This window comes from Stenotrophomonas riyadhensis (assembly GCF_040256885.1).
Taxonomy (GTDB): Bacteria; Pseudomonadota; Gammaproteobacteria; order Xanthomonadales; family Xanthomonadaceae; genus Stenotrophomonas; species Stenotrophomonas riyadhensis.
Genome location: NZ_CP155568.1, coordinates 1,399,598 through 1,421,040, shown reverse-complemented (window position 1 = coordinate 1,421,040; position 21,443 = coordinate 1,399,598). Strand labels below are relative to the sequence as shown.

The window sequence follows — 21,443 nt, the reverse complement described above, 5'->3', positions numbered from 1 at the left end:
GGCGATGATACGGAAAAGGGGACGGAGGGGATTAAGTCGTTTGTGCCACAAACGACTTAATCCCCTCCGTCCCCTTTTTGGCGCTTAGGCCAGTGCCTGCGCGTGCACCCCGGCGATCGCGCGACCCGACGGATCTGCTGCTGCAGCGAAGCTGGCATCCCAGGCAATGGCGGCCGGCGACGAACAGGCGATCGACTTGCCACCCGGGACGGTTTCGGCGGCCGCACGGCTGGGGAAGAACTGCTCGAACAGGTGGCGGTAGTAGTATGCCTCCTTGGTCTGCGGCGGGTTGTGCGGGAAGCGCTTGTCGGCCGCCGCCAGTACCCGGTCGCTCACCTGTGCTTCGGCATGCGCCTTCAGCCCATCGATCCAGCCGTAGCCGACGCCATCGCTGAACTGTTCCTTCTGCCGCCACAGGATGCTGTCCGGCAGGTAGCCGTCGAACGCCTCGCGCAGCACCGCCTTCTCGATGCGGCGGCCACCAAAGCCGGCACCGACCATCTTGTGCGCGGCATCGAAGCGCATCGCCACATCGAGGAACTCACGGTCGAGGAACGGCACGCGCGGCTCCACGCCCCAGGCCATCATCGACTTGTTGGCGCGCAGGCAATCGTAGTTGTGCAGGGCGTCGAGCTTGCGCACCAGCTCATCGTGGAATTCACGCGCATCCGGTGCCTTGTGGAAGTACAGGTAGCCACCGAAGATCTCGTCGCTGCCCTCGCCGGAGAGCACCATTTTCACGCCCATCGCCTTGATCCGCCGTGCCAGCAGGAACATCGGCGTCGAGGCGCGGATGGTGGTGACGTCATAGGTTTCGATGTGGCGGATCACTTCCGGCAGCGCGTCGAGGCCTTCCTCGAAGGTGTATTCGAAGCCGTGATGCACGGTGCCAAGAGCCTCGGCAGCGATCGCCGCAGCAGCAAGATCCGGCGAACCCTTCAAGCCGATCGCGAACGAATGCAGGCGCGGCCACCAGGCTTCGGTCTGCCCGCCATCCTCGATGCGCCGACGCGCATAGCGCGCGGCAACGGCCGCCACCAGTGACGAATCCAGGCCACCGGACAGCAGCACGCCATACGGCACGTCACTCATCAGCTGTCGCTCCACCGCGTGCTCGAAGGCCTGGCGCAGTTCGGCCAGGTCGGCCTGGCGGCCCTGAACGTCGGCGTAGTCGCGCCACGGCTGCTGGTAATAACGCACCAGCTCACCGCTGGCGCTGTCGAAGTAGTGACCCGGCGGGAACTGCGCGACGTCGGCACAGGTGTCGACCAGCGCCTTCATTTCCGACGCCACGCGCAGGCGTCCCTGGGCATCATGGCCCCAGTACAGCGGCACCACGCCGACCGGGTCACGCGCCACCAGCACGCGCCCGCTGTCACGGTCCCACAGCGCGAAGGCGAAGATGCCGTTGAGCTGCTCCAGCCACTGCGCCGGCGATCCGCCCTGGCGGTACAGTGCGTTGATCACCTCGCAGTCCGAGCCGGTCTGGAAGTCGTAGGTGGTGGTCAGCGCCGCCTTCAATGCCTGGTGGTTGTAGATCTCGCCGTTCACCGCCAGCGCCAGCTGGCCATCGGCCGACAGCAGCGGCTGCGAACCACCGGCCGGATCGACGATGGCCAGCCGCTCGTGGACCAGCAGCGCACCTTCGTCGAGGTACACGCCGCTCCAGTCCGGGCCACGGTGGCGCTGGCGCTGCGACAGTTCCAGCGCGTGGCGGCGCAGGGAAGGAAGATCGTCACCGGCCTGCAGGCCGAAGATTCCGAAGATCGAACACATGGGGGAGCTCCTGTTGGGGGATTTCACGGGTGGGAAGGTGTTCGACCGGCCATCCAGGCCCGGGTGGGGCTGCGCCCGGGCACAAAAAAACCCGCATCGGCTGATGCGGGTTTTCTGGTGTCCGGGCGTGTGTTGCTGTCTATCTACCCAGGGCGCAGTCCCGCATCGGCCGCGCACGATTATTCGCGCGCAGATTATTGCGGTTGTTGTTATTGACGGCGGTGGCCAGGCGGATCGACATGGCATCGACCCTACCGCGGTTTCCAGCACGGCGCAACCGTTGCGTTGGCAACCACTCCCGAAGCGCATAATGGCCCGCCCTGGAACGTGTAATGGAAATGCAACACCGCAATGGACGCACCGGAGCGCTGGCCGCCCTGCTCTGCCTGGGCCTGGCGGCCTGCCAGACCCTGCCTCCGCCTTCCACGCTGCCGCTGGCGCAGCAGCAGGCACTGGAGCAACGCGGCACCGACGGCAGCTTCGACGGTGCCTGGGACACCGCGCAGACCTTCGAACGTTTCAACGATCCGCGCGCCGTCGCCTACTACGAGCGTGCTGCCGCGATCACGCCCTGGACCTTCCGCAACAGCAAAGCGGAAGAAGCACTGGGCCGGATCTGGACCTCCGGCACGCTGCAGCATGCCGACAGCCCCCACATCAATCCGGCTCCGGTGCTGCGCGCCTCCTGGCAACGCGGTGAACGTGCGTATCTGGCGGCGGCCAACCACGGCAATCTCTATGCGTTCTACGGGCTCGCCAAGGCCTATCGCCAGCGAGGCGACGCGCAGCAGGCGCTGCGCTGGGACCTGCGCGGAATGATCTACAAGCGCTACCCGAGTTCATCGTCGCGACTGCCGGAGGCGGTGGCGGCACAGGGTGACACCGTGCATCCGCGGGTGGCGCAGATCCAGCGTCGTGCCGAGCGCGGCGACGCCGAAGCGCAGGTCGACCTGGGCGCGCTGCTGGAAAAGGGCATGGGACTGCCGCGCGATCCGGCACGTGCGCTGCAGCTGTACCAGCGCGCCGGTGAGAAGGGCAATGTGTTCGGCCAGTACTTCGCCGGTCTGCTGCTGGGCCGCAGTGCGCCGGGTGTGGAGAAAGACACCGACGCGGCGGCGCACTGGTTCGCCAGGGCCGAGGCGCAACACTTCTACATGGCCGCGCCGAGTTACTGGAAGAAAGCGGTCGAGCCGCCGTTCTTCATTTTTTCAGAGTAGAGAAGCGGCCCCGGCGGGAGGCGTGCCGACCAACGGTCGGCACCCACCCTCGCGGAATTCATTCCGTCATCGGGTTCCCACCAGCAGCCGTTCCACCAGGCGCTGGTACAGACCCGGCAATGCTTCCAGATCGTCCACGCACACGTTCTCGTCCACCTGGTGGATGCTGGCGTTGACCGGCCCCACTTCGATGCACTGTGCGCCCAGCGGCGCGATGAAGCGTGCATCGGACGTGCCACCGCCTGTGCTTTCCTCCGGCGCACGGCCGATGTGCTCGGCCAGCACCGCACGCGCGGTGGCGCGCAGCGTGCCTTCCGGGGTGTAGAAAGGCTCACCGCTGCGGTGCCACTTCAGCGTGTACTGCAGGCCATGCTGCTCCAGCACTGCGGTGATCTCCGCCTCCAGCTTCGGTGCGTCCCAGTGCGGGTTGTAGCGGATGTTGAAATCCACTTCGAGTTCGCCGGGAATCACGTTGTTGGCACCGGTGCCGGCGTGGATGTTGGAAATCTGCAGACTGGTCGGCGGGAAGCTCTCGTAGCCGTCGTCCCAGCGTCGCGCACTCAGTTCGGCCAAGGCCGGAGCGGCCTGGTGGATCGGGTTGCGTGCCTTATCCGGATACGCCACGTGGCCCTGTACGCCCTGCACCCGCAGCCTGGCCGACAGGCTGCCACGACGGCCGACCCGCAGCAGATCACCCAGCGTGGCCGTCGACGACGGCTCACCGGTAATGCACCAGTCGATGCGCTGGCCGCGTGCGGCGAACAGGCGTGCGACATGGCGCACGCCGTCGATGGCATCGCCTTCCTCGTCGCTGGTCAGCAGCACCGCCAGCGTGCCCGGGTGATCGGGATGTGCAGCGACAAACTGCTCGGCGGCGACCACGAACGCGGCGACACTGCCCTTCATGTCGGCGGCGCCGCGGCCGTAGAGCACGCCCTCACGGATCTGCGGCGTGAACGGATCGCTGGCCCAGGCCTCGCGCGGGCCGGGCGGCACCACGTCGGTGTGGCCCAGCAACACCAGTACCGGCGCGCCCTGGCCGTGGGTCGCCCACAGATTGTCGACGTCACCCAGGCGCAAGTGATCGCAATGGAATCCGGCCTGCTTCAGGCGTGCCGCCAGCAGTGCCTGGCAGCCGGCATCGTCCGGTGTCACCGAAGGCCGTGCGATCAGCTCACAGGTCAAGTCGAGGACAGCACTCATGCGTCGCCCACGCCGAAGCGTGCCTTGAAGCCGTTGTCACTGAAACCCTGGCTGACCGCGCCGTCGGCGGTGACCACCAGCGGGCGCTTGATCAGCTGCGGATACTCGCGCAGCAACAGCTTCCATTCGGCCTCGGAATCGGCAGCCTTGCGGTTGTCCGGCAACTGCCGCCAGGTGGTGGACGACTTGTTCACCATCGCGGCCAGGCCACCCAGCTGCGCCGCCCATGCCAGCAGCATTTCCGGGCTGGGTTTGTTGTCGCGGTAGTCGACGAAGGTGTAAGGCACGCCGAAGCGGTCCAGCCACTTGGTCGCCTTCTTGCAGGTATCGCAGTTCTTCAAACCGTAGACAGTGGTGCTCATGGCCATCTGTGATGCTGGAAAACAGAGGGCCAGAATCTCACAACAGGCGCTCGGACACGACCCGGAACGGCACCCGTGGCAGCCGGAAGGCCAGCCCTTCCTGCAGCGCCAAGTCCATCGCCTGCAGCCGCGGACACTGCTGCTCACCGATCAGGCGCAGGGGCTGCAGGCTGTCGACCTCCACCGGCAGCGCGATGCGGGTGCAGGCCCAGCGGCCGTCGCAGGTACGGGCGATGGCCTCGTCCTGGCAGGTGAGGAAACGCAGCAGGGCCTGGTGGCCGTCGAAGGCCGCCGACCACGCCGCCGCATCCTCCCAGCCTGCAGCGGCCTGCCACTGCAGGTGCAACCTCGGCGCACTGCCCTGCCCGCCTTCGATCAGGGTGTGCCCTCCGCCATCGGTGCGCACCACATGTTCGAAGCGGGTGGACATATGCGGCTGCATGGCATCGCTGAAGGCACGCGCGCCGGCCACGAAGGGCAGCTGATCCATCACGTTGCGGTCGAACAGCACCACCGGTGTCCCGTCCGGATCGTCGTCACGATGCAGGTACCAGCGCCAGTTGCTCTGCCTCGGAGACGGCATCAGGGAACGCAGCGGCCCAGCCAGCGCGGGCCCGAAGTGGCCGTGACGGTAGCTGAGGATGGTGTAAGGCGTGCGTCCGGCATGGACCACATAGTGATGGCCTGGTGGTGGCATCGGCGCGTGGCGCACGTCGACCCACCAGCTCACGTAGACAACGTCGCGCACGTCACTGACCAGCGCCGGCATCGGCCAGCGCCGCGACAGTACGCGGCGCAGCCGGGTCCAGCGCGGGGCGTGCAGCAGGCGCGGCAGCATCCGCCCGAACAGGGTGTCGGACGGATGCCGGTAGATCGCGGACTGCGCCAGGTCCTCCGGCGCAGCCACCTTCAGTCGGCCAGGCCGCGCAGCAGGTCGTTGACGCTGGTCTTGCTGCGGGTCTTGGCATCGACCTGCTTGACGATCACCGCGCAGTACAGCGAGTGGGTACCGTCCTTGCTCGGCAGCGAACCGGACACCACCACGCTGTACGGCGGGATGTAGCCGTAGCTGATCTCGCCGGTGGCGCGGTTGTAGATGCGGGTGCTCTGGCTGAGGAACACGCCCATGCCGATCACGCTGTGGTGGCCGACCACCACGCCTTCCACCACTTCCGAGCGCGCACCGATGAAGCAGTGGTCCTCGATGATGGTCGGGCTGGCCTGCAGCGGCTCCAGCACGCCGCCGATGCCGGCGCCGCCGGACAGGTGGCAGTGCTGGCCGATCTGCGCGCAGGAGCCGACGGTGGCCCAGGTATCGACCATGGTGCCTTCGCCAACGTAGGCGCCGATGTTGGTGAAGCTCGGCATCAGCACCACGTCCTTGCCGAAGTAGGTGCCGCGGCGGGCGATCGCGCCCGGCACCACGCGCACGCCGCCACGGCGGAACTTCGCTTCGTCATAGCCGGCGAAGCGCGATTCGACCTTGTCCCAGAACGGTGCCGGGCGCGCATCGACCACGGCCATGTCGTTGACGCGGAAGTACAGCAGCACCGCCTTCTTCAGCCACTCGTTGACCTTCCAGCCACCGTGGCCGTCCGGCTCGGCGACGCGGAATTCGCCGCTTTCCAGGCCATCGATCACCCGGTTGACCAGCGGCTTGGTCGAACCTTCCAGTTCGTGCAGGGTCAGCGTGGCGCGGCGCTCGAAGGCGCTCTCGATGCCGAACTTCAGTTCTTCCACGCCCGGCGCGGCCGGCTTGCGCAGCGACTTGCGGGCGATGGTTTCGGCGCGTGCGGCTTCGGCACTCTTGGCCGGGGCCTTCCTGGGTGCCGCCACCTTCTTCGCCGGGGCCTTTACCGCTGCGGCTTTCTTCGGCGCGGCAGCCTTCTTCGCGGCCGGCACGGCGGCAGTTTGACCAGCCTTCGGCTGTTGTGGAGCTTTCTTGGCCGCTGCGCTCTTGGCGGTGGCAGCAGTCTTCTTAACAGGCTTGGTGGCCATCAGGCGGGGTCTCCGGCGTTTCGATCAGGGTCCAGGCAGGCCAGCATCGCGTCATGCAACTGCTGCCGGGCAGGTTCAGTCAGGGGGAGGTCGTGTTCGTCACTGATCACGAAGGTGTCTTCGGCGCGTTCGCCGAACGTGGCAATGCGCGCATCATGCACGCGCAGGCCCTGGTTGCGCAGCACGAACGCCACGTCGGCCAGCAGGCCGGGGCGGTCAGGAGCGACCAGGGCAAAACGGGTCGCGCCGGGTTCATCGCGGAACTCGATGCGGGGGGCGAAACGGAAATGGCGCAGCTGCCGTGGCACCACCCGGCGCGACGGCCGCAGGCGGGTCAGGTCGCCACTGAGCGCTTCGCGCAGCGCCGCCTCAAGGTTGGCGCTGCTGCCATCGGCAAAGCTGTCGGCCGGGTTCACTTCGAAGGTATCGAAGATGGTGTCGGCAGGGCCGTCCAGCACGCGTGCGCGATGGATGCCATAGCCCTTGCGGTCCAGGGTCATGGCGATCGCTGCGAACAGGCCATCACGGTCCGGGGAGTGCACGAACACCTCCAGCGCCGGGTCGTCGACGCTGATCCGGCGCACCTTCACCAGTGTGTGGCCCTGCTTCACCGGTACCAGCGCGGCGGTCTGCCAGGCCAGCTGCTCGGGACGCAGGCGAATGAAGCCTTCGTCGGGCATCACTGCGAACTGGCGGTCGATGGTGGCATCGTCGTACCCCTGTTCGCGCACCAGTGCGCGCACGCTGTCGCGCGCCTCGGCCACGCGCTCGGCCGCGGGTACCGGATGCTCGAGCCCTTCGCGCAGCGCGCGCCGGGTGGCGAAATACAGATCGGCCAGCAGGCGGTCCTTCCACGCGTTCCACAGCTTCGGACTGGTGCCGGCGATATCAGCGCAGGTCAGCAGGTACAGATAGTCGAGGCGGTCGCGGCTGCCCACCAGGGTGGCGAAGCGATGGATCACCACCGGGTCGGCGATGTCCTGCTTCTGCGCGGTCACCGACATGCGCAGGTGCTGTTCGACCAGCCACGCCACCAGTTCGGTATCGGACGTGCTCAGCGCATGCGCCTGGCAGAACGCGCGCGCGTCCACCGCGCCCAGCTCCGAGTGGTCGCCGCCACGGCCCTTGGCAATGTCATGGAACAGGCCGGCCAGCAGCAGCAGCTCCGGCTTGCGCAGGCGCGGCCACACTTCATGCGCGATCGAAAAGCGCTCGTCGGCACGGCTGCTGGCGAACTGGCCGATGTTGCGCAGGACCATCAGCGTGTGCTGGTCGACGGTGTAGACATGGAACAGGTCGAACTGCATGCGCCCGCTGACCTGGGCGAAGGCAGGAATCCACTGCCCGAGCACGCCCAGCCGCGCCATGCGCGAGAGTGTGTCGACCGGGCGTTGGCCACGTAGAAGGGCCAGAAAATTCTCGCGCGCATCGCTGTCGGCCTGGTCATAGGCGGGCAGCAACGGCAATGATTCGGCCAGCGCGCGCGCAGTCAACGAATGCAGGCCGCGCACCTGCGGATTGTTGGCCCAGCTGGCGAACAGCGCGAACACCTGGCCGATGTCGCCGCGCGGCCAATCCGCATCATTGGCCGCCAGGTAACCACGGCGCAGGGAGAAACCCACGGTCAGCGGCTCCGGCTGCGCCTCGCCATCGAACTGTTCCTCGAAGCGCTGCAGCAGGCGGTCGCTGATCCGGCGCACCACCAGGGCGGCGCGGTAGAACCCCTGCATCATCTTCTCGACGCCGAGGTTCTCGGCATCGTCTTCGAAGCCCAGGCGCGCGGCCAGGGTCTTCTGGTAATCGAAACGCAGCCGCTCTTCCGGGCGCCGCGCCACCAGGTGCAGGCCGAAGCGCAGCCGCGCCAGCACCGCACGTTCGCGCTTCAGCGCCGCCGCTTCGTCGGCGCCCAGGTGGCCGAGCCCGACCAGCGCCTCCAGGTCGCGCACGCCGAACGCGCGCAGCGCCATCCAGCCCAGCGTATTGAGATCGCGCAGGCCGCCCGGGCCATCCTTCAGGTCCGGCTCCAGGTTGTCGGCGGTATCGCCGAAACGCTGGTGGCGGTTGCGCAGTTCCTCCAGCTTGGCCAGGAAGAACGCACGTGCCGGCCACAGCTCGCGGTCGTCGATGGCCTCGCGCAGCGCGCGGCGTGCCGCATCATCGGCCAGGATCGGGCGCGCCTCGATCAGCGCGGTCAGCACGGTCTGGTCAGCCGCCGCCTCGCGGCACTGCGCCGCCGAACGCACGGCATGGCTCACTGCAAGCCCGCAATCCCACAGCAGCGCGAACAAACGCGCCAGTTCCGCCTCGTGGGCAAGCTGCACGGCAGGATCACCGAACACCAGCAGGTCGATGTCCGAACGCGGGAACAGTTCACCGCGTCCGTACCCACCCACCGCGAACAGTGAAAGGCCACTGTCGGCCGGCAGGCAACGCTGCCAGGCCAGGCGGATCAGATGGTCGGCGGCACGCGCGCGCAGCGCCAGCAGGCGCTCGATGTTGTCGCCCTGGTCGAAGCGGCGGTACAGCCGCGCGTCGGCCTGCTGCAGCGCCTGTCGCGCGGCAGCAGCCCAGTCCGGGTCGTTGAGCGACGCGGCCGGCGTGTCCAGCAGCGAACCCGCCGGCAGCATCGTCAGGAGACCTGTGACTCGCCCGGCGACAGCGTCAGCACGTCAACGCCGGTTTCGGTGACCGCGATCATGTGCTCCCACTGTGCCGACAACTTGCGGTCCTTGGTCACCACGGTCCAGCCATCCGGCAGCACCTTGTTGTAACGGGTGCCCTCGTTGATCATCGGCTCGATGGTGAAGGTCATGCCCGGCTGCAGCACCAGGCCCTGGCCCGGGCGGCCGTAATGCACCACCTGCGGTTCATCATGGTAGACCTTGCCGATGCCGTGGCCGCAGTACTCGCGCACCACGCTGAAACGCTCGCCTTCGGCATAGCTCTGGATGGCATGGCCGATGTCGCCCAGGGTCGCGCCCGGACGCACCGCGCGGATGCCGCGCCACATGGCTTCGTAGGTGGTTTCCACCAGGCGGCGGGCCATCACCGACGGGGTGCCGACGAAGTACATGCGGCTGGTGTCGCCGTGCCAGCCATCCTTGATGACGGTGACGTCGATGTTGATGATGTCGCCATCCTTGAGCACCTTCCCTTCGCTGGGGATGCCATGGCAGATGACGTTGTTGACCGAGGTGCACACAGTCTTCGGGAAGCCGCGGTAGCCGACGTTGGCCGGAACGGCGCCCTGCACGTTCACGATGTGGTCGTGGCAGATGCGGTCCAGTTCCTCGGTGGTGACACCGGGCTTGACGTGGGGGGTGACGATGTCGAGCACTTCGCTGGCCATGCGGCCGGCGATTCGCATCATCTCGATTTCCTGCGGGGTTTTCAGATTCACGCTCATGGCCCCCATTATCGCCGATCCGGCCACAATCTGAACGAACGCCACCCAACTGGCGATCCGGGCCATGCACGGTTCCGGCAAGGAAAGTGAAAGCGTGATCGCCGCCCCCCTTTCGCCTCCCTGTTTATCACGGAATACAGACACTTACGCCTCCTAAGCTGGGGTCACCGTCGCCGAAGCGGTGCCGAACGTGCCGCCTTCGCCTTGTTCAACGGACCTTCGGGTCAGGGAGGTTGTCCATGCGATCCGCGCTTCGTTCCCTGCGTGCGTGGCGCCTGTTGGCCCTGCTGATGGCTGGCCCAGCGCTGGCCCAGGCCGCCGACACCACCACCTTCAACGTCACCCTGGTGGTGACCAAGGCCTGCACGATCACGGCTGCTGCCGCCACCAACGTTGACTTCGGCACGGCGGCCTCGACCACCGCGACCCCCACCCTGGGCCAGGGCACGGTGACCGCCCAGTGCTCGGCCCTGACCCCGTACACGATTTCACTGAATGCGGGTGCCAATGCAGGCACTGCCAATGACGTCACCACCCGCCGGATGAAGAACACCAACGCCGCGGTGACCGCCAACAACTTCGTGGGCTACCAGCTGTACCAGGATGCCGCGCACACCCTGGTCTGGGGTTCCACCTCCGGCACCAACACGCAGGCCGGCATCGGCACCGGCCTGGCCGTGCCTTACATCGTCTACGGCCAGATCCTCAACCTGAGCACCAACAACCCGGCCACCGGTAACTACCTGGATACGGTCACCGCCACGATCACCTATTGATGGAGCACGCCCGCATGGCCGGACCCCGCCCGTGGCGCGCCACCGGCGTGGCGCTGCTCGCCCTGTGCCTGCTGGCGACCTCTACGGCAGGCGCCACCAGCCTGCAGGTCGCCCCCACCAGCCTGCAGCTGGAAGCCCGCCAGCGTGCCGGCGAGCTGTGGCTGACCAACAGCGGCACCTCACCGGTGAAGCTGCAGGTACGCGTCTTCCGCTGGGTGCAGCAGGGTGGCCAGGAGCAACTGCTGCCCACCGATGAACTGATGGCCTCCCCGCCGATGCAGGAGCTGGCGGCGGGCCAGCAGCAGCTGGTGCGGGTGATGCGCCCGACCCGGGAGCCCCCGGCGGCACAGCAGTACTACCGCCTGATCGTGGACGAGGTGCCGGACCTGGCCACCCGTGCCGAGGGCATGCAGTTCGTCCTGCGCTACTCGATCCCGGTATTCGTGCAGCCCGCGTCCGGCAAGCTCGCCCCGCAGCTGCAGGCGCGCCTGGTGACGCTGGGCGATGGCCGCAACGGCGTCGAGGTGGCCAATTCGGGCAACAGCTATGCACAGATTGCCGACCTCGCACTCGGTAGCGCCAAGCGCCCGCGCATCGTGCACCCCGGCCTGCTGGGCTATGTGCTGCCCGGCCAGGTGATGCGCTGGCCGATCGAGCGCATGGCGATCGACCGCGACAACGACCAGATCACGGCCAAGCTCAATGGCGAGTCGGAACAGACCCCGCTATCGCCACCACCGGCTCGCTGAGGCGTTGATGGGCGCGCTGCTGGCTGCCCTGGCTCCTGCGGCGACCGAAGCCGCCGATGTGTCCGGTGCCGCGGCCACGGGAGCCGCCGACGTATCAGGAATCTCCGCCGATGCGATCCTGCCGCCCCCCACCCCGCTGACCGCCAGCCAGACGCTGTATCTGGACGTATCGCTCAACAGCACGCCGCGCGGCCTGCTGCCGTTCGTCGAAAACCGTGGCCGCCTGCAGGCCAGCCCCGACGTCCTGCGCCAGCTCGGCTTCAATGCCAGCGGCGATGCACCGGTCTACCTGGACCAGATCAGCGGCGCGGTGGTGCGCTATGACGCGCACATGCAGACCCTGGCGCTGGACGTGCCGCTGGACCAGCTGACCCTGCCGACCACCGTACTCAGCCGCCCACAGACGCGTGCACCTGCCGGCAGCGCCTCACCCGGCGTGCTGCTCAACTACGACATCTACGGCAGCCGGGTGGACACGCTCGGCAACCTCAGCCTGAGCTCGGAGCTGCGCCTGTTCGGCATCGGCAACGGCACCTTCGAGAACACCGCGATCAGCCGTCGCTACCAGCAGCCCGGTGATCGTCGCTGGCGCGGTGAAAGCGTGCGCCTGGATACGCGCTGGAGCCTGGATTTCCCCGACCAGGCGATGACGCTGGAGGTCGGCGATTTCTACAGCGGCTTCGTCGACTGGACCCGGCCGGTACGCCTGGGTGGCCTGCAGATCGGTCGTAACTACGGCCTGCAGCCCTATCGTGTACTGACCCCCACGCCCAGTTTCCTCGGCCAGGCGGTGGTGCCGTCCACGGTCGAGCTGTACGTCGATGGTCTGCGCCAGTACAGCGGCCAGGTCCCGGTCGGCCCGTTCCAGTTGGCGGCACAGCCGGGCATCAGCGGCACCGGCAGCGCACAGGTGGTGGTGACCGATGCGTTCGGCCGCATGCAGACCCTGGATTTCAGCTTCTATGGCACCCAGCAGCTGCTGGCCAAGGGCCTGTCGGACTGGTCCGCCGGCATCGGCCACCTGCGTGAGGACTTCGGCCAACGCTCCTTCGCCTACGACGACCGCACCGTGGCCAGTGCCAGCTGGCGCGGTGGCATCAGTGACACGTTCACCGGCGAGGCTCATGCCGAAGGCGGTGGTGGCCTGGCCCAGGCCGGCATCGGCGGCTGGTGGCTGCTGGGTGGCGCCGGCGTGTTCAACGCCGCCTATGCGCACAGCAGCTACCAGGGCCTGCTGGGTGGCCAGTGGGCGCTGGGTTACAGCTGGAACAACCGCCGCCTCAACGTCAACCTGCGCAGCGTGCGCAGCCACGGCGACTACCGTGACCTCGGGGCATTGCAGGGCAACCTGCCACCCAGCATCAGCGAACAGGCCACGGTCGGCGCGGATCTGCTTCGGCTGGGCACGCTCAGCGCCAGCTACCTGCGCCTGCGCTACCCGGATGGCGAGGACAACCGCTATGCCAGCCTGTTCTGGTCGCGCACCTGGAGCCAGCGCTGGTCGGCCTACCTGTCGGTGAACCAGAACCTGGACCACAGCGACGACCGCAGCATCTACCTGTCGGTGACCGCCAGCCTGGGCAACAACCGCCAGGCCAGCCTGTCCAGCCAGCGCAACGGCGACAGCCAGAGCTGGGTGGCCGACGTGACCCAGCCGGTGCCCGGTGACGGCAGCGCAGGCGGCATCGGCTGGCGCGCGCAGGTGCGCCACGGCGAGGACGGCAATGGCGGGCTGGCCGAAGTCGGTATCCTCAATGACGTCGGCCGTTACTCGTTCGGCGCCTCGCGCCAGGGCGGGCTCAACTATGCCTACGGCAGCGCCAGTGGCAGCCTGGTCTGGATGGGCGGGCATGCCTTCGCCACCCGCGAGGTCTCCGATGCGTTCGCGGTGATCAGCACCAATGGTGTCGGTGGCGTGCCGGTGCGGCTGGAGAACCGCCTGATCGGCGTCACCGATGATCGCGGCCTGCTGCTGGTCAGTCCGTTGCTGTCCTGGCAGCGCAACCGGGTCTCGATCGACACCCTCGACCTGCCCGAGGACATGCGTGCCGACCGCATCGAGGACTGGGTGACACCACGACAGCGCGCAGGTGCGCATGTGACGTTCCAGCTGCGCTCGCGGCCCTCGCTCAGCCTGACCCTGCTGGCAATGGACGGACAGCCGCTGGAGGTTGGCAGCGAGGTGCAGCTGCCCGATGGCCGCCAGGCCACGGTGGGCTATGACGGCCTGCTGTATCTGGAAGACGTCGCTGCCGGCAGCGTGCTGTACATCACCACCAGCCGCGGCCAGTGCCGGGTGAAGGTACCCGAGCAGCCCAAGGTAGTGGCGTCCGGCGCCCGGCCGAAGCCGGCACCGCTGCCGTGCATCCCGGAGGTGGCGCCATGAGAGTGCTGCTGCTCGGCATGCTGCTGTTCGCCGGCCTGCTCGCGGCACTACCGGCCCAGGCGACAGCGGTCTGCACGGCAACCGCGAACCCGACCCTGCCGTTCGGCAACATCAACAGCAACGCTCCCGGCCCTACGGCGGCGACGCTGAACATCACGGTGACCTGCACCACCGCCGCACTGAGCCTGCTGGCCACCACCGGCGTCCGCGTCTGCGTGGGTGTCGGCGCAGGCAGTGGCGGCGGCAGCAGCTCCACCTTCCGCACGATGTCCACTTCCACCAGCGACACCATGAATTTCCAGCTCTACAACAACGCCAGCTACGGCCAGGTCACCGGCCTGGTGCCACGCGGCACGCCGCCGGCGCAGGAACTGACCATGAGCTACAACGTGCCGCTGCTGACCGGCGGCAGCGGTGCGCAGTCCGTGCAGCTGTTCGCGCAGATCCCCGCCAACCAGATCCTCGCTTCGGGTGCTTACAGCAGCACCTTCAGTGGCGCCAACGTGGTGCTCACCTGGGCCTGGAATGAAGTCCTGCTCGGCAACGCCACCGTGCCGGCCGCCTGCAACGGCGGCGCAACCGGCACCAACAGCGCCAGTGCGGCCTTCAGCTTCACTGCCACTGCCAACGTGCTGCCGCAATGCGGCAGCTACGTCACCACCAACATGGACTTCGGCAACGTCACCGGCAGCATTCCCGCCAACATCGACCGGACCGCCACGCTCACGCTGACCTGCCTGAAGAACACCGCCTACCAGATCAGCCTCAACAACGGCCAGAACAACCCCGCCGCCTCCACCACCCGGCGCATGGCCACCACCATTGGCAGCGGCACCTACTACCTCCCCTATGAGCTGTACCGCGACGCCGCGCGCAGCCTGCGCTGGGGCAATACCCTCAACGTCGATACCGTTGGCGGCACCGGAAGTGGCAGCGCGCAGCAGCTGACCATCCATGGCCGGGTGCCGCCGGTCACCGGCCAGCCCCCGGCCGGTACCTACAACGATCTGGTGCAGGTGACGATCACTTACTGACCTGTGTGCCGACCAACGGTCGGCATCCACCGGGATGGATTGGAATGGTCGGCATCCACCGGGATGGATTGGAATGGTCGGCATCCACCGGGATGGGTTTGGAATGGTCGGCACCCACCGGCATGGGTTTGGAATCGTCGGCATCCACCGGGATGGGTTTCGGTAGATCCACGCTGCGCACATCACTCCTGCGGCAGGACCAGTCGACTGGCAGTCGACCCTACAGATTCGGCCGATCCGGCCGATACCGCGCAACGGGTCCTACAGTACGGTGGATGGCAGGTGGTTCGCGCACTTCTGATCGGGGCGATGCTGGTCGCCAGTATGCCCGCGTGGGCCGATCCCGGCAGCACCTCCCTGCAGATCCGGCTGACTGTGGTCGAGGGCTGCAGCAGTGATGCCGGCAACACCCGATGCGCGGCACCGCACCGGCGCAGCGACGCGCCCGAGCTTCCGCAACAGATCCGCGACCTCGCGCCGCCGGCCGACAGCGACGACGCGGCGCCTGCCGTGACCCTCATCTACTGATGCGCATCCTGCTGAGCCTGCTGGCACTGCTGCTGGCACTGCCCGCTGCGGCGCTGGACCTGGTGCCCACCACCCTGCAGCTGCCCGCCGAAGGGGGGCACGGCGAGCTGTGGCTGTACAACCCCGGGCCCGGCCGCTGGCAGGGCGAGGTTCGGATCCTGGCTTGGGAACAGCAGGTCGATGCGGAAAAGCTGCGGCCCAGCGACCAGATCCTGGCCAGCCCCGCCCGGCTCGACCTCCCGCCCGGCACCCGCCAGCGCATCTGGCTGCTGCCACGCCAACCCACACCCGTGGCCGCCGAACAGGCCTACCGGGTCGTGCTCGCCCCCAGCATCCCCGGCCTGCCGCGCTACTCGCTGCCCCTGTTTCGGGGCAAGCCCGGGCCGTTGGCCCAGCCACGGCTGCGCGCCTGGACTGAGTTCAAACCGTCGCAACCTTCGCTGCGACTGAGCAACACAGGGACACTGCACGCTCGCCTGCAGGACCTCACCTTCGTCGCCAATGATGGTCGCCGTACCGTGCTGCTGCCGGGTCTGGCCGGCTATGTCCTGGCTGGCCGGGAGCGCCACTGGGCCCTGCCGGCCCGTGCCGACGGCTACATCGATGGCCATTTCCAGGCCCGGCTGCCGGACGGCCGCATGATCGACCTGACCGCGCCGGACCCGGCAATTGCAGCAAGCGCGCCGAGCGGGCTATAATCGACCGGATTCCTGCCGCCTGCGTGCGCGGGAACCCGTCCACACCAGACGTCACCGGTGAATCCACACCTGCTGCCCCCATCCGTGCCGGGGTGCTCCGCAAGGAGTTCGGCCACGGAGGCAACAGGGAAGCCCAACCCCGGAACCGATCGCGCTTCCACGCGTCCCGCATACCTATCCCCGCGGGCGGAATCGCTGGTTCCATATCAGGAGTATTGCAATGCCCCAGGTCACCATGCGTCAGATGCTGGAAGCCGGCGTCCACTTCGGCCACCAGACCCGCTACTGGAACCCGAAGATGGCTCCGTACATCTTCGGCGCCCGCGGCAAGATCCACATCATCAACCTGGAAAAGACCGTCCCGCTGTTCAACGATGCGATGAACTTCATCTCGTCGGTTGCCCAGAAGCGCGGCACCGTCCTGTTCCTGGGCACCAAGCGCAGCGCCCGCGAAACCATCAAGGAAGAAGCCGAGCGTTGCGGCATGCCGTTCATGAACCAGCGCTGGCTGGGCGGCACCCTGACCAACTTCCGTACCGTCAAGCAGTCGGTTGCCCGCCTGAAGGAACTGGAAGCCGGTGAAACCGACGGCACCTTCGAGAAGCTGGTCAAGCACGAAGTGCTGGGCCTGCGTCGCGAGCGCGACAAGCTGGAAGCCTCGCTGGGCGGCATCAAGGACATGAACCGCCTGCCGGACGCCATCTTCGTGATCGACATCGGCCACGAAGACATCGCGATCAAGGAAGCCAAGAAGCTGGGCATCCCGGTCATCGCCGTGGTCGACACCAACTACAACCCGGAACTGGTTGATTACGCCATCCCGGGCAACGACGACGCCATCCGCGCTGTGCAGCTGTACGCCCGCGCCGCTGCCGACGCTGTGCTGGAAGGCAAGGCTGCTGCTCCGCACGCCGCTTCGGTGCGTGAGGAAGAGTTCGCCGAAGCCGCTGCTGAAGGCGAAGAGAAGCCGGCCCGCCGCGCTCCGGCCAAGAAGGCTGCCAAGAAGGGCGACGACGCCCAGGCCTGATCCAGGCCCCGGGGTGGACGCCCGGCGTCCACCCTCCCTGCGCGCAGCCTTTGGCGCGTGACAGGACCGTGTCACACGGGCCGGCCACCATGCCGGCCCAACCCCTTTCTTTCGTGAGGTAATCCCGTGGAAATCACTGCTTCCCTGGTCAAGGAACTGCGCGAGCGCACTGGCGCCGGCATGATGGAATGCAAGAAGGCTCTCACCGAAGCCAACGGCGACATCAACGCTGCTGCTGAAGCCATGCGCAAGTCCGGCGCTGCCAAGGCCGACAAGAAGGCTGACCGCGTGGCCGCCGAAGGCCGTCTGGGCCTGGCCCAGGACGGCGGCAAGGCCGTGCTGGTCGAAGTCAACTCGGAAACCGACTTCGTCGCCAACGATGACAACTTCAAGTCCTTCGTCAACGCCGTCGCCGCCGCTGCCCTGGCATCGGGCGCCACCGACGTCGAAGCCGTGAAGGCTGCCAAGCTGGCCGATGGCCGCACCGTTGAAGAAGCCCGCGCCACCGCCGTGCAGACCCTGGGTGAGAACATCCAGATCCGTCGCATGGTCAAGGTCGACACCACCGGCAACGTCGGTGCGTACGTCCACACCAACGGCAAGGTCGGCGTGCTGGTCGATCTGATCGGCGGCGACGTCGAGCTGGCCCGTGGCCTGGCCATGCACGTGGCTGCCCTGAAGCCGCCGCACAACAAGGCTGCGGACGTTCCGGCCGACTTCGTCGAGAAGGAAAAGGAAATCGAGCTGGCCAAGATGTCCGAAAAGGACAAGGCCAAGCCGGCCGAGATCCTGGAAAAGATCATCAGCGGCAAGATCAACAAGATCGTCAGCGACGTGACCCTGTACGGCCAGACCTACGTGCTGGGCGACACCACCGTCGAGCAGGTGGTCAAGGCCGCTGGCGCCGACGTGGCAGGCTTCAAGCTACTGATCGTCGGCGAAGGCATCGAGAAGGTGGTGGAAGACTACGCCGCCGAAGTTGCCAAGGCGATGCAGGTCTGATTGCAGCCTTCCGGCTGTGAAGCGACCAGAAGGAGCCGCGGGAAACCGCGGCTCTTTTTTTATGCCGGTGGGCCCGTGGGTGCGCACCGTTGGTGCCCACACCCACACCTTTGCGTTGCGCGCGAATCAAGCCGATACTCGGCGCAGGGAATCCACAATCGCATAGCAGGAACGAAAATCGCGGACTGTGATGCATTCCTAGGTATTCTTGTCCTAATGGAATTGAACGACCCGACATGCCTCCCGAGCTGACAGCTGCCCTGGCGCTCTGCCGCAACCTGCCTTCGCCACCCGGTATTGCCCTGCGCATCATCGAGCTGGCCCAGGACCCGGAAGCGGACATCGCCACCGCCGCCGACATCATCGCCATCGACATGGCGCTGAGCGCTCGCATGCTGCGCATCGCCAATTCGCCGCTGTATGCCAGCCGCCGCCGCATCGAGAACCTCGGCCAGGCGCTGACCATGCTCGGCCTGAATGCCACGATCAGCCTCGCCCTCGGCTTCACCGTCACCCAGGGCCTGACCGCTGGCGGCGGTGCCGACCACGACCTGCGCCAGCGTGCGTGGAAGCGCAGCATCCTCAGCGCCCTGGCCGCCAGCCAGCTGGGCCAGGCCCGCGGCCTGCGCCGGCTGGAGGAACTGATGCTGGCCGGCCTGCTGCAGGACCTGGGCGTGCTGTGCCTGGCCCAGGCCGAATCGGAGCGCTACCTGCCACTGCTGCGCGAAGCCCGTGACAACACGGATCTGGTGGCCCGCGAGCGCGAGGAACTGGGCTGCAGCCATGCAGATGTCGGCGCCTGGGTGGCCGAGCAGTGGGGCCTGCCCCGCTACCTGGTGGAAAGCATCAGCCACAGCGAGGACGAGGGCGCCGCCGAATCGCCGTTCCAGGCCTGTGTGCAGCTGTCCGGTGCGGTCGCCGACATCTGGCTGGACGACGACGCCGACGCCGCGCGCGAGCGTGCCCTGCATCAGGTCCACGACCGCCTGGAACTGGACAGCGCTCGTTTCGATCAGGTACTCACCCGCATCAGCGAAGCCCTGCCGGACATCGCCAGCCTGTTCGAGGCCGGCCTGAACTCGCCCTTGCGGGTGCGCGAGCTGATCGACCACGCGCAGGAACTGGCCACCCTGCGCAACCTGCGCGAACTGCAGGATGCAGACCAGGCACGCCGGCGCGCCGACGAATTCGAGGCCCGGGCCAAGCGCCTGGCCGACCAGGCCCACCGCGACGCCCTGACCGGCGTACTCAACCGCCGCCAGCTGGAAGCGGTCCTGGAGCAGGAGTTCCTGCGCGCCGGCCGGCAAGGCTGGCCGCTGTCGGTGGCCTTCATCGACCTGGACGACTTCAAGAAGATCAACGATGCCCACGGCCACCTGACCGGCGACGAGGTGCTGCGCGCCTTCGCCGGCAAGCTGCAGGGCCAGCTGCGCAACAGCGATACCGTGGCCCGCTTCGGCGGCGAGGAATTCGTCGCACTGCTGCCCAACACCAGCGAAAGCGTGGCCCTGGACGTGATCCGCCGGGTGCTGGCCAACATCGTCGCCACGCCGATGGCCGAGCTGGAGGGCGGACCGCTGTTCGTCACGTTCTCCGCCGGCGTGGCCACCCAGGGCGGCTACGAGCGCTTTGCCGACGTGCAGGACCTGCTGCGCGCAGCCGACGACGTGCTGTACCGATCCAAGAACCTGGGCCGCAACCGGGTGATTGCCCGCTCCCCCGGCGCCCTCGGCCACGACGAGCTTTCAGCCACCGCCGGCGCCGAGCTGGGCTGAACGGGACGCCCCGCGTGGCCGGGGCGGATGGCAGGATTTCGCGCCGCAGTGCACAAAACACTTTGGCCCGACGCCGCATGCGCGTAGAATCCCCCGCGATTTCCACGCACCCGAGGTCCCTATGTCCAAGCTCGCCTATCGCCGCATCCTTCTGAAACTGTCCGGGGAGGCGCTGATGGGAGATGAGGACTACGGCATCGACCCGAAGATCATCAACCGCCTGGCCCGCGAGGTCATCGAAGCCCAGCAGGCCGGCGCCGAAGTGGCCCTGGTGATCGGCGGCGGCAACATCTTCCGCGGCGCCGGCCTCGCCGCTGGCGGCATGGACCGGGTCACCGGCGACCAGATGGGCATGCTGGCCACGGTCATCAACGCCCTGGCCATGCAGGACGCCCTCGAGAAGCTGGGCGCCAAGGCCCGCGTGATGAGCGCGATCAAGATCAACGACGTGTGCGAGGACTACATCCGCCGCCGCGCCATCCGCCACCTGGAAAAGGGCCGCCTGGTGATTTTCGCCGCTGGCGTTGGCAGCCCGTTCTTCACCACCGACTCCGGTGCCGCGCTGCGTGCGATCGAGATCGGCGCCGACCTGCTGCTGAAGGCCACCAAGGTCGATGGCGTGTACGACAAGGACCCGAACAAGCACAGCGACGCGGTCCGCTTCGACAGCCTGAGCTACGACGAAGTGATCCGTCGCGGCCTGGAAGTGATGGATACCGCCGCCTTCGCACTGGCCCGCGACAGCGACCTGCCGATGCGCGTGTTCGACATGGGCCAGCCGGGCGAGCTGCTGAAGATCCTCAACGGCGCGAACATCGGCACCCTGGTCCAGGGCCGCGACCCGGCCTGAGCCTGAGTCCCAGGCGACAACCGGGCCGATTCAGGCCCGGCAGCGTCCCGTATTCGCCTATAATCGCCCGATTCCAGTTACACCCAGGACCGGGCGATGCTCAACGACATCAAGAACAACGCGCAGACGCGCATGGCCAAGAGCATCGACGCTCTGAAGCACACCCTCACCTCGATCCGCACCGGCCGCGCCACCCCGGCCCTGCTGGACCGCGTCACGGTCAGCGCCTATGGCAACGCCAGCACCCCGCTGAACCAGGTCGCGTCGATCTCCAACGCCGACGCCCACTCGCTGCTGGTCACGCCGTTCGACAAGAGCATGATCAAGGAGATCGAAAAGGGTCTCTACAACGCCGAGTTCACCCCGAATACCCTGGGCACCGCGATCCGCATCAACATGCCGCCGCCGACCGAAGAGCGCCGCAAGGAGCTGGCCAAGCAGGTGCAGAAGGAAGGCGAAGGCGCCAAGATCGCGATCCGCAACATCCGTCAGGACGCGAACAAGGAAATCGCCAAGCTGGTCAAGGACAAGGCGATCAGCGAAGACGAGAAGAAGCGTGGCGAAGACGACATCCAGAAGCTGACCGACGCCAACATCAAGGACGTCGACAAGGTCGTCGCCGACAAGGAAAAAGAACTGCTGTCGGTCTGAAGTCG

19 protein-coding genes are annotated in these 21,443 nt (G+C 67.3%); 12 read left to right on the top strand and 7 right to left on the bottom strand.

What is annotated here, in order from left to right:
- Positions 1 to 84 precede the first annotated feature (84 nt).
- Positions 85 to 1,776, bottom strand: a complete 1,692-nt coding sequence (gene asnB, locus SriyCCGPB3_RS06625; protein ID WP_350260001.1) for an asparagine synthase B — start codon at positions 1,774 to 1,776, stop codon at positions 85 to 87.
- Between the two features lie 338 nt (positions 1,777 to 2,114).
- Between asnB and SriyCCGPB3_RS06620 the strand changes: the two genes are divergently transcribed.
- Positions 2,115 to 2,993, top strand: coding sequence for a tetratricopeptide repeat protein (locus SriyCCGPB3_RS06620; RefSeq protein WP_350260359.1), 879 nt, complete (start codon positions 2,115 to 2,117; stop codon positions 2,991 to 2,993).
- 66 nt (positions 2,994 to 3,059) lie between these two features.
- On the opposite strand, the gene dapE is transcribed toward SriyCCGPB3_RS06620, so the two are convergent.
- From dapE to map, 6 genes are read right to left on the bottom strand one after another with little or no spacing between them, the layout of a single operon-like run.
- Positions 3,060 to 4,196 (bottom strand): succinyl-diaminopimelate desuccinylase, encoded by a 1,137-nt coding sequence (dapE, locus tag SriyCCGPB3_RS06615; protein WP_032127929.1) that lies wholly within the window; start codon positions 4,194 to 4,196, stop codon positions 3,060 to 3,062.
- The gene (locus SriyCCGPB3_RS06610; RefSeq protein WP_180847611.1) at positions 4,193 to 4,564 is read right to left on the bottom strand and encodes an arsenate reductase; all 372 of its coding nucleotides are present in this window, start codon (positions 4,562 to 4,564) and stop codon (positions 4,193 to 4,195) included. Before SriyCCGPB3_RS06610 ends, dapE begins: the two co-directional genes overlap by 4 nt.
- Positions 4,565 to 4,595: 31 nt before the next feature.
- Positions 4,596 to 5,465, bottom strand: a complete 870-nt coding sequence (locus SriyCCGPB3_RS06605) for a hypothetical protein (protein WP_324187385.1) — start codon at positions 5,463 to 5,465, stop codon at positions 4,596 to 4,598.
- 2 nt (positions 5,466 to 5,467) lie between these two features.
- Positions 5,468 to 6,556: a 2,3,4,5-tetrahydropyridine-2,6-dicarboxylate N-succinyltransferase gene (dapD, locus tag SriyCCGPB3_RS06600; RefSeq protein ID WP_153857027.1), complete on the bottom strand. Its 1,089-nt coding sequence runs from the start codon at positions 6,554 to 6,556 to the stop codon at positions 5,468 to 5,470.
- The gene (locus SriyCCGPB3_RS06595; protein ID WP_197610398.1) at positions 6,556 to 9,183 is read right to left on the bottom strand and encodes a [protein-PII] uridylyltransferase; all 2,628 of its coding nucleotides are present in this window, start codon (positions 9,181 to 9,183) and stop codon (positions 6,556 to 6,558) included. The genes dapD and SriyCCGPB3_RS06595 overlap by 1 nt, the downstream gene beginning before the upstream one ends.
- Before the next feature lie 2 nt (positions 9,184 to 9,185).
- Positions 9,186 to 10,028, bottom strand: a complete 843-nt coding sequence (map, locus tag SriyCCGPB3_RS06590) for a type I methionyl aminopeptidase (protein WP_080355365.1) — start codon at positions 10,026 to 10,028, stop codon at positions 9,186 to 9,188.
- Positions 10,029 to 10,201: 173 nt separating this feature from the next.
- Here map and SriyCCGPB3_RS06585 point away from each other — a divergent pair, with 173 nt between their 5' ends.
- From SriyCCGPB3_RS06585 to frr, 11 genes are all read left to right on the top strand, one after another.
- Complete coding sequence (locus tag SriyCCGPB3_RS06585) at positions 10,202 to 10,738, top strand: Csu type fimbrial protein (RefSeq protein ID WP_350260000.1); 537 nt, start codon at positions 10,202 to 10,204, stop codon at positions 10,736 to 10,738.
- Entirely contained in the window at positions 10,738 to 11,487 is a 750-nt protein-coding gene (locus tag SriyCCGPB3_RS06580; protein ID WP_110711715.1) for a fimbrial biogenesis chaperone, read from the top strand. The genes SriyCCGPB3_RS06585 and SriyCCGPB3_RS06580 overlap by 1 nt, the downstream gene beginning before the upstream one ends.
- Positions 11,488 to 11,494: 7 nt before the next feature.
- Positions 11,495 to 13,873, top strand: a complete 2,379-nt coding sequence (locus tag SriyCCGPB3_RS06575; protein WP_350259999.1) for a fimbria/pilus outer membrane usher protein — start codon at positions 11,495 to 11,497, stop codon at positions 13,871 to 13,873.
- Positions 13,870 to 14,907: a Csu type fimbrial protein gene (locus SriyCCGPB3_RS06570; RefSeq protein ID WP_121503843.1), complete on the top strand. Its 1,038-nt coding sequence runs from the start codon at positions 13,870 to 13,872 to the stop codon at positions 14,905 to 14,907. The genes SriyCCGPB3_RS06575 and SriyCCGPB3_RS06570 overlap by 4 nt, the downstream gene beginning before the upstream one ends.
- Before the next feature lie 309 nt (positions 14,908 to 15,216).
- Positions 15,217 to 15,435, top strand: a complete 219-nt coding sequence (locus SriyCCGPB3_RS06565) for a hypothetical protein (protein ID WP_071228441.1) — start codon at positions 15,217 to 15,219, stop codon at positions 15,433 to 15,435.
- On the top strand, positions 15,435 to 16,133 hold the full coding sequence (locus SriyCCGPB3_RS06560) for a fimbrial biogenesis chaperone (RefSeq protein WP_350259998.1): 699 nt from the start codon (positions 15,435 to 15,437) through the stop codon (positions 16,131 to 16,133). The genes SriyCCGPB3_RS06565 and SriyCCGPB3_RS06560 overlap by 1 nt, the downstream gene beginning before the upstream one ends.
- Positions 16,134 to 16,353: 220 nt before the next feature.
- Positions 16,354 to 17,160, top strand: coding sequence for a 30S ribosomal protein S2 (gene rpsB, locus SriyCCGPB3_RS06555; protein WP_005408748.1), 807 nt, complete (start codon positions 16,354 to 16,356; stop codon positions 17,158 to 17,160).
- 126 nt (positions 17,161 to 17,286) lie between these two features.
- Positions 17,287 to 18,162 (top strand): translation elongation factor Ts, encoded by an 876-nt coding sequence (gene tsf / locus SriyCCGPB3_RS06550; RefSeq protein WP_110711710.1) that lies wholly within the window; start codon positions 17,287 to 17,289, stop codon positions 18,160 to 18,162.
- Between the two features lie 236 nt (positions 18,163 to 18,398).
- Positions 18,399 to 19,937 (top strand): GGDEF domain-containing protein, encoded by a 1,539-nt coding sequence (locus tag SriyCCGPB3_RS06545; protein WP_110711709.1) that lies wholly within the window; start codon positions 18,399 to 18,401, stop codon positions 19,935 to 19,937.
- 121 nt (positions 19,938 to 20,058) lie between these two features.
- The gene (gene pyrH / locus SriyCCGPB3_RS06540) at positions 20,059 to 20,787 is read left to right on the top strand and encodes a UMP kinase (protein ID WP_005415854.1); all 729 of its coding nucleotides are present in this window, start codon (positions 20,059 to 20,061) and stop codon (positions 20,785 to 20,787) included.
- 96 nt (positions 20,788 to 20,883) lie between these two features.
- On the top strand, positions 20,884 to 21,438 hold the full coding sequence (gene frr, locus SriyCCGPB3_RS06535) for a ribosome recycling factor (protein ID WP_014036506.1): 555 nt from the start codon (positions 20,884 to 20,886) through the stop codon (positions 21,436 to 21,438).
- Positions 21,439 to 21,443: the final 5 nt, after the last annotated feature.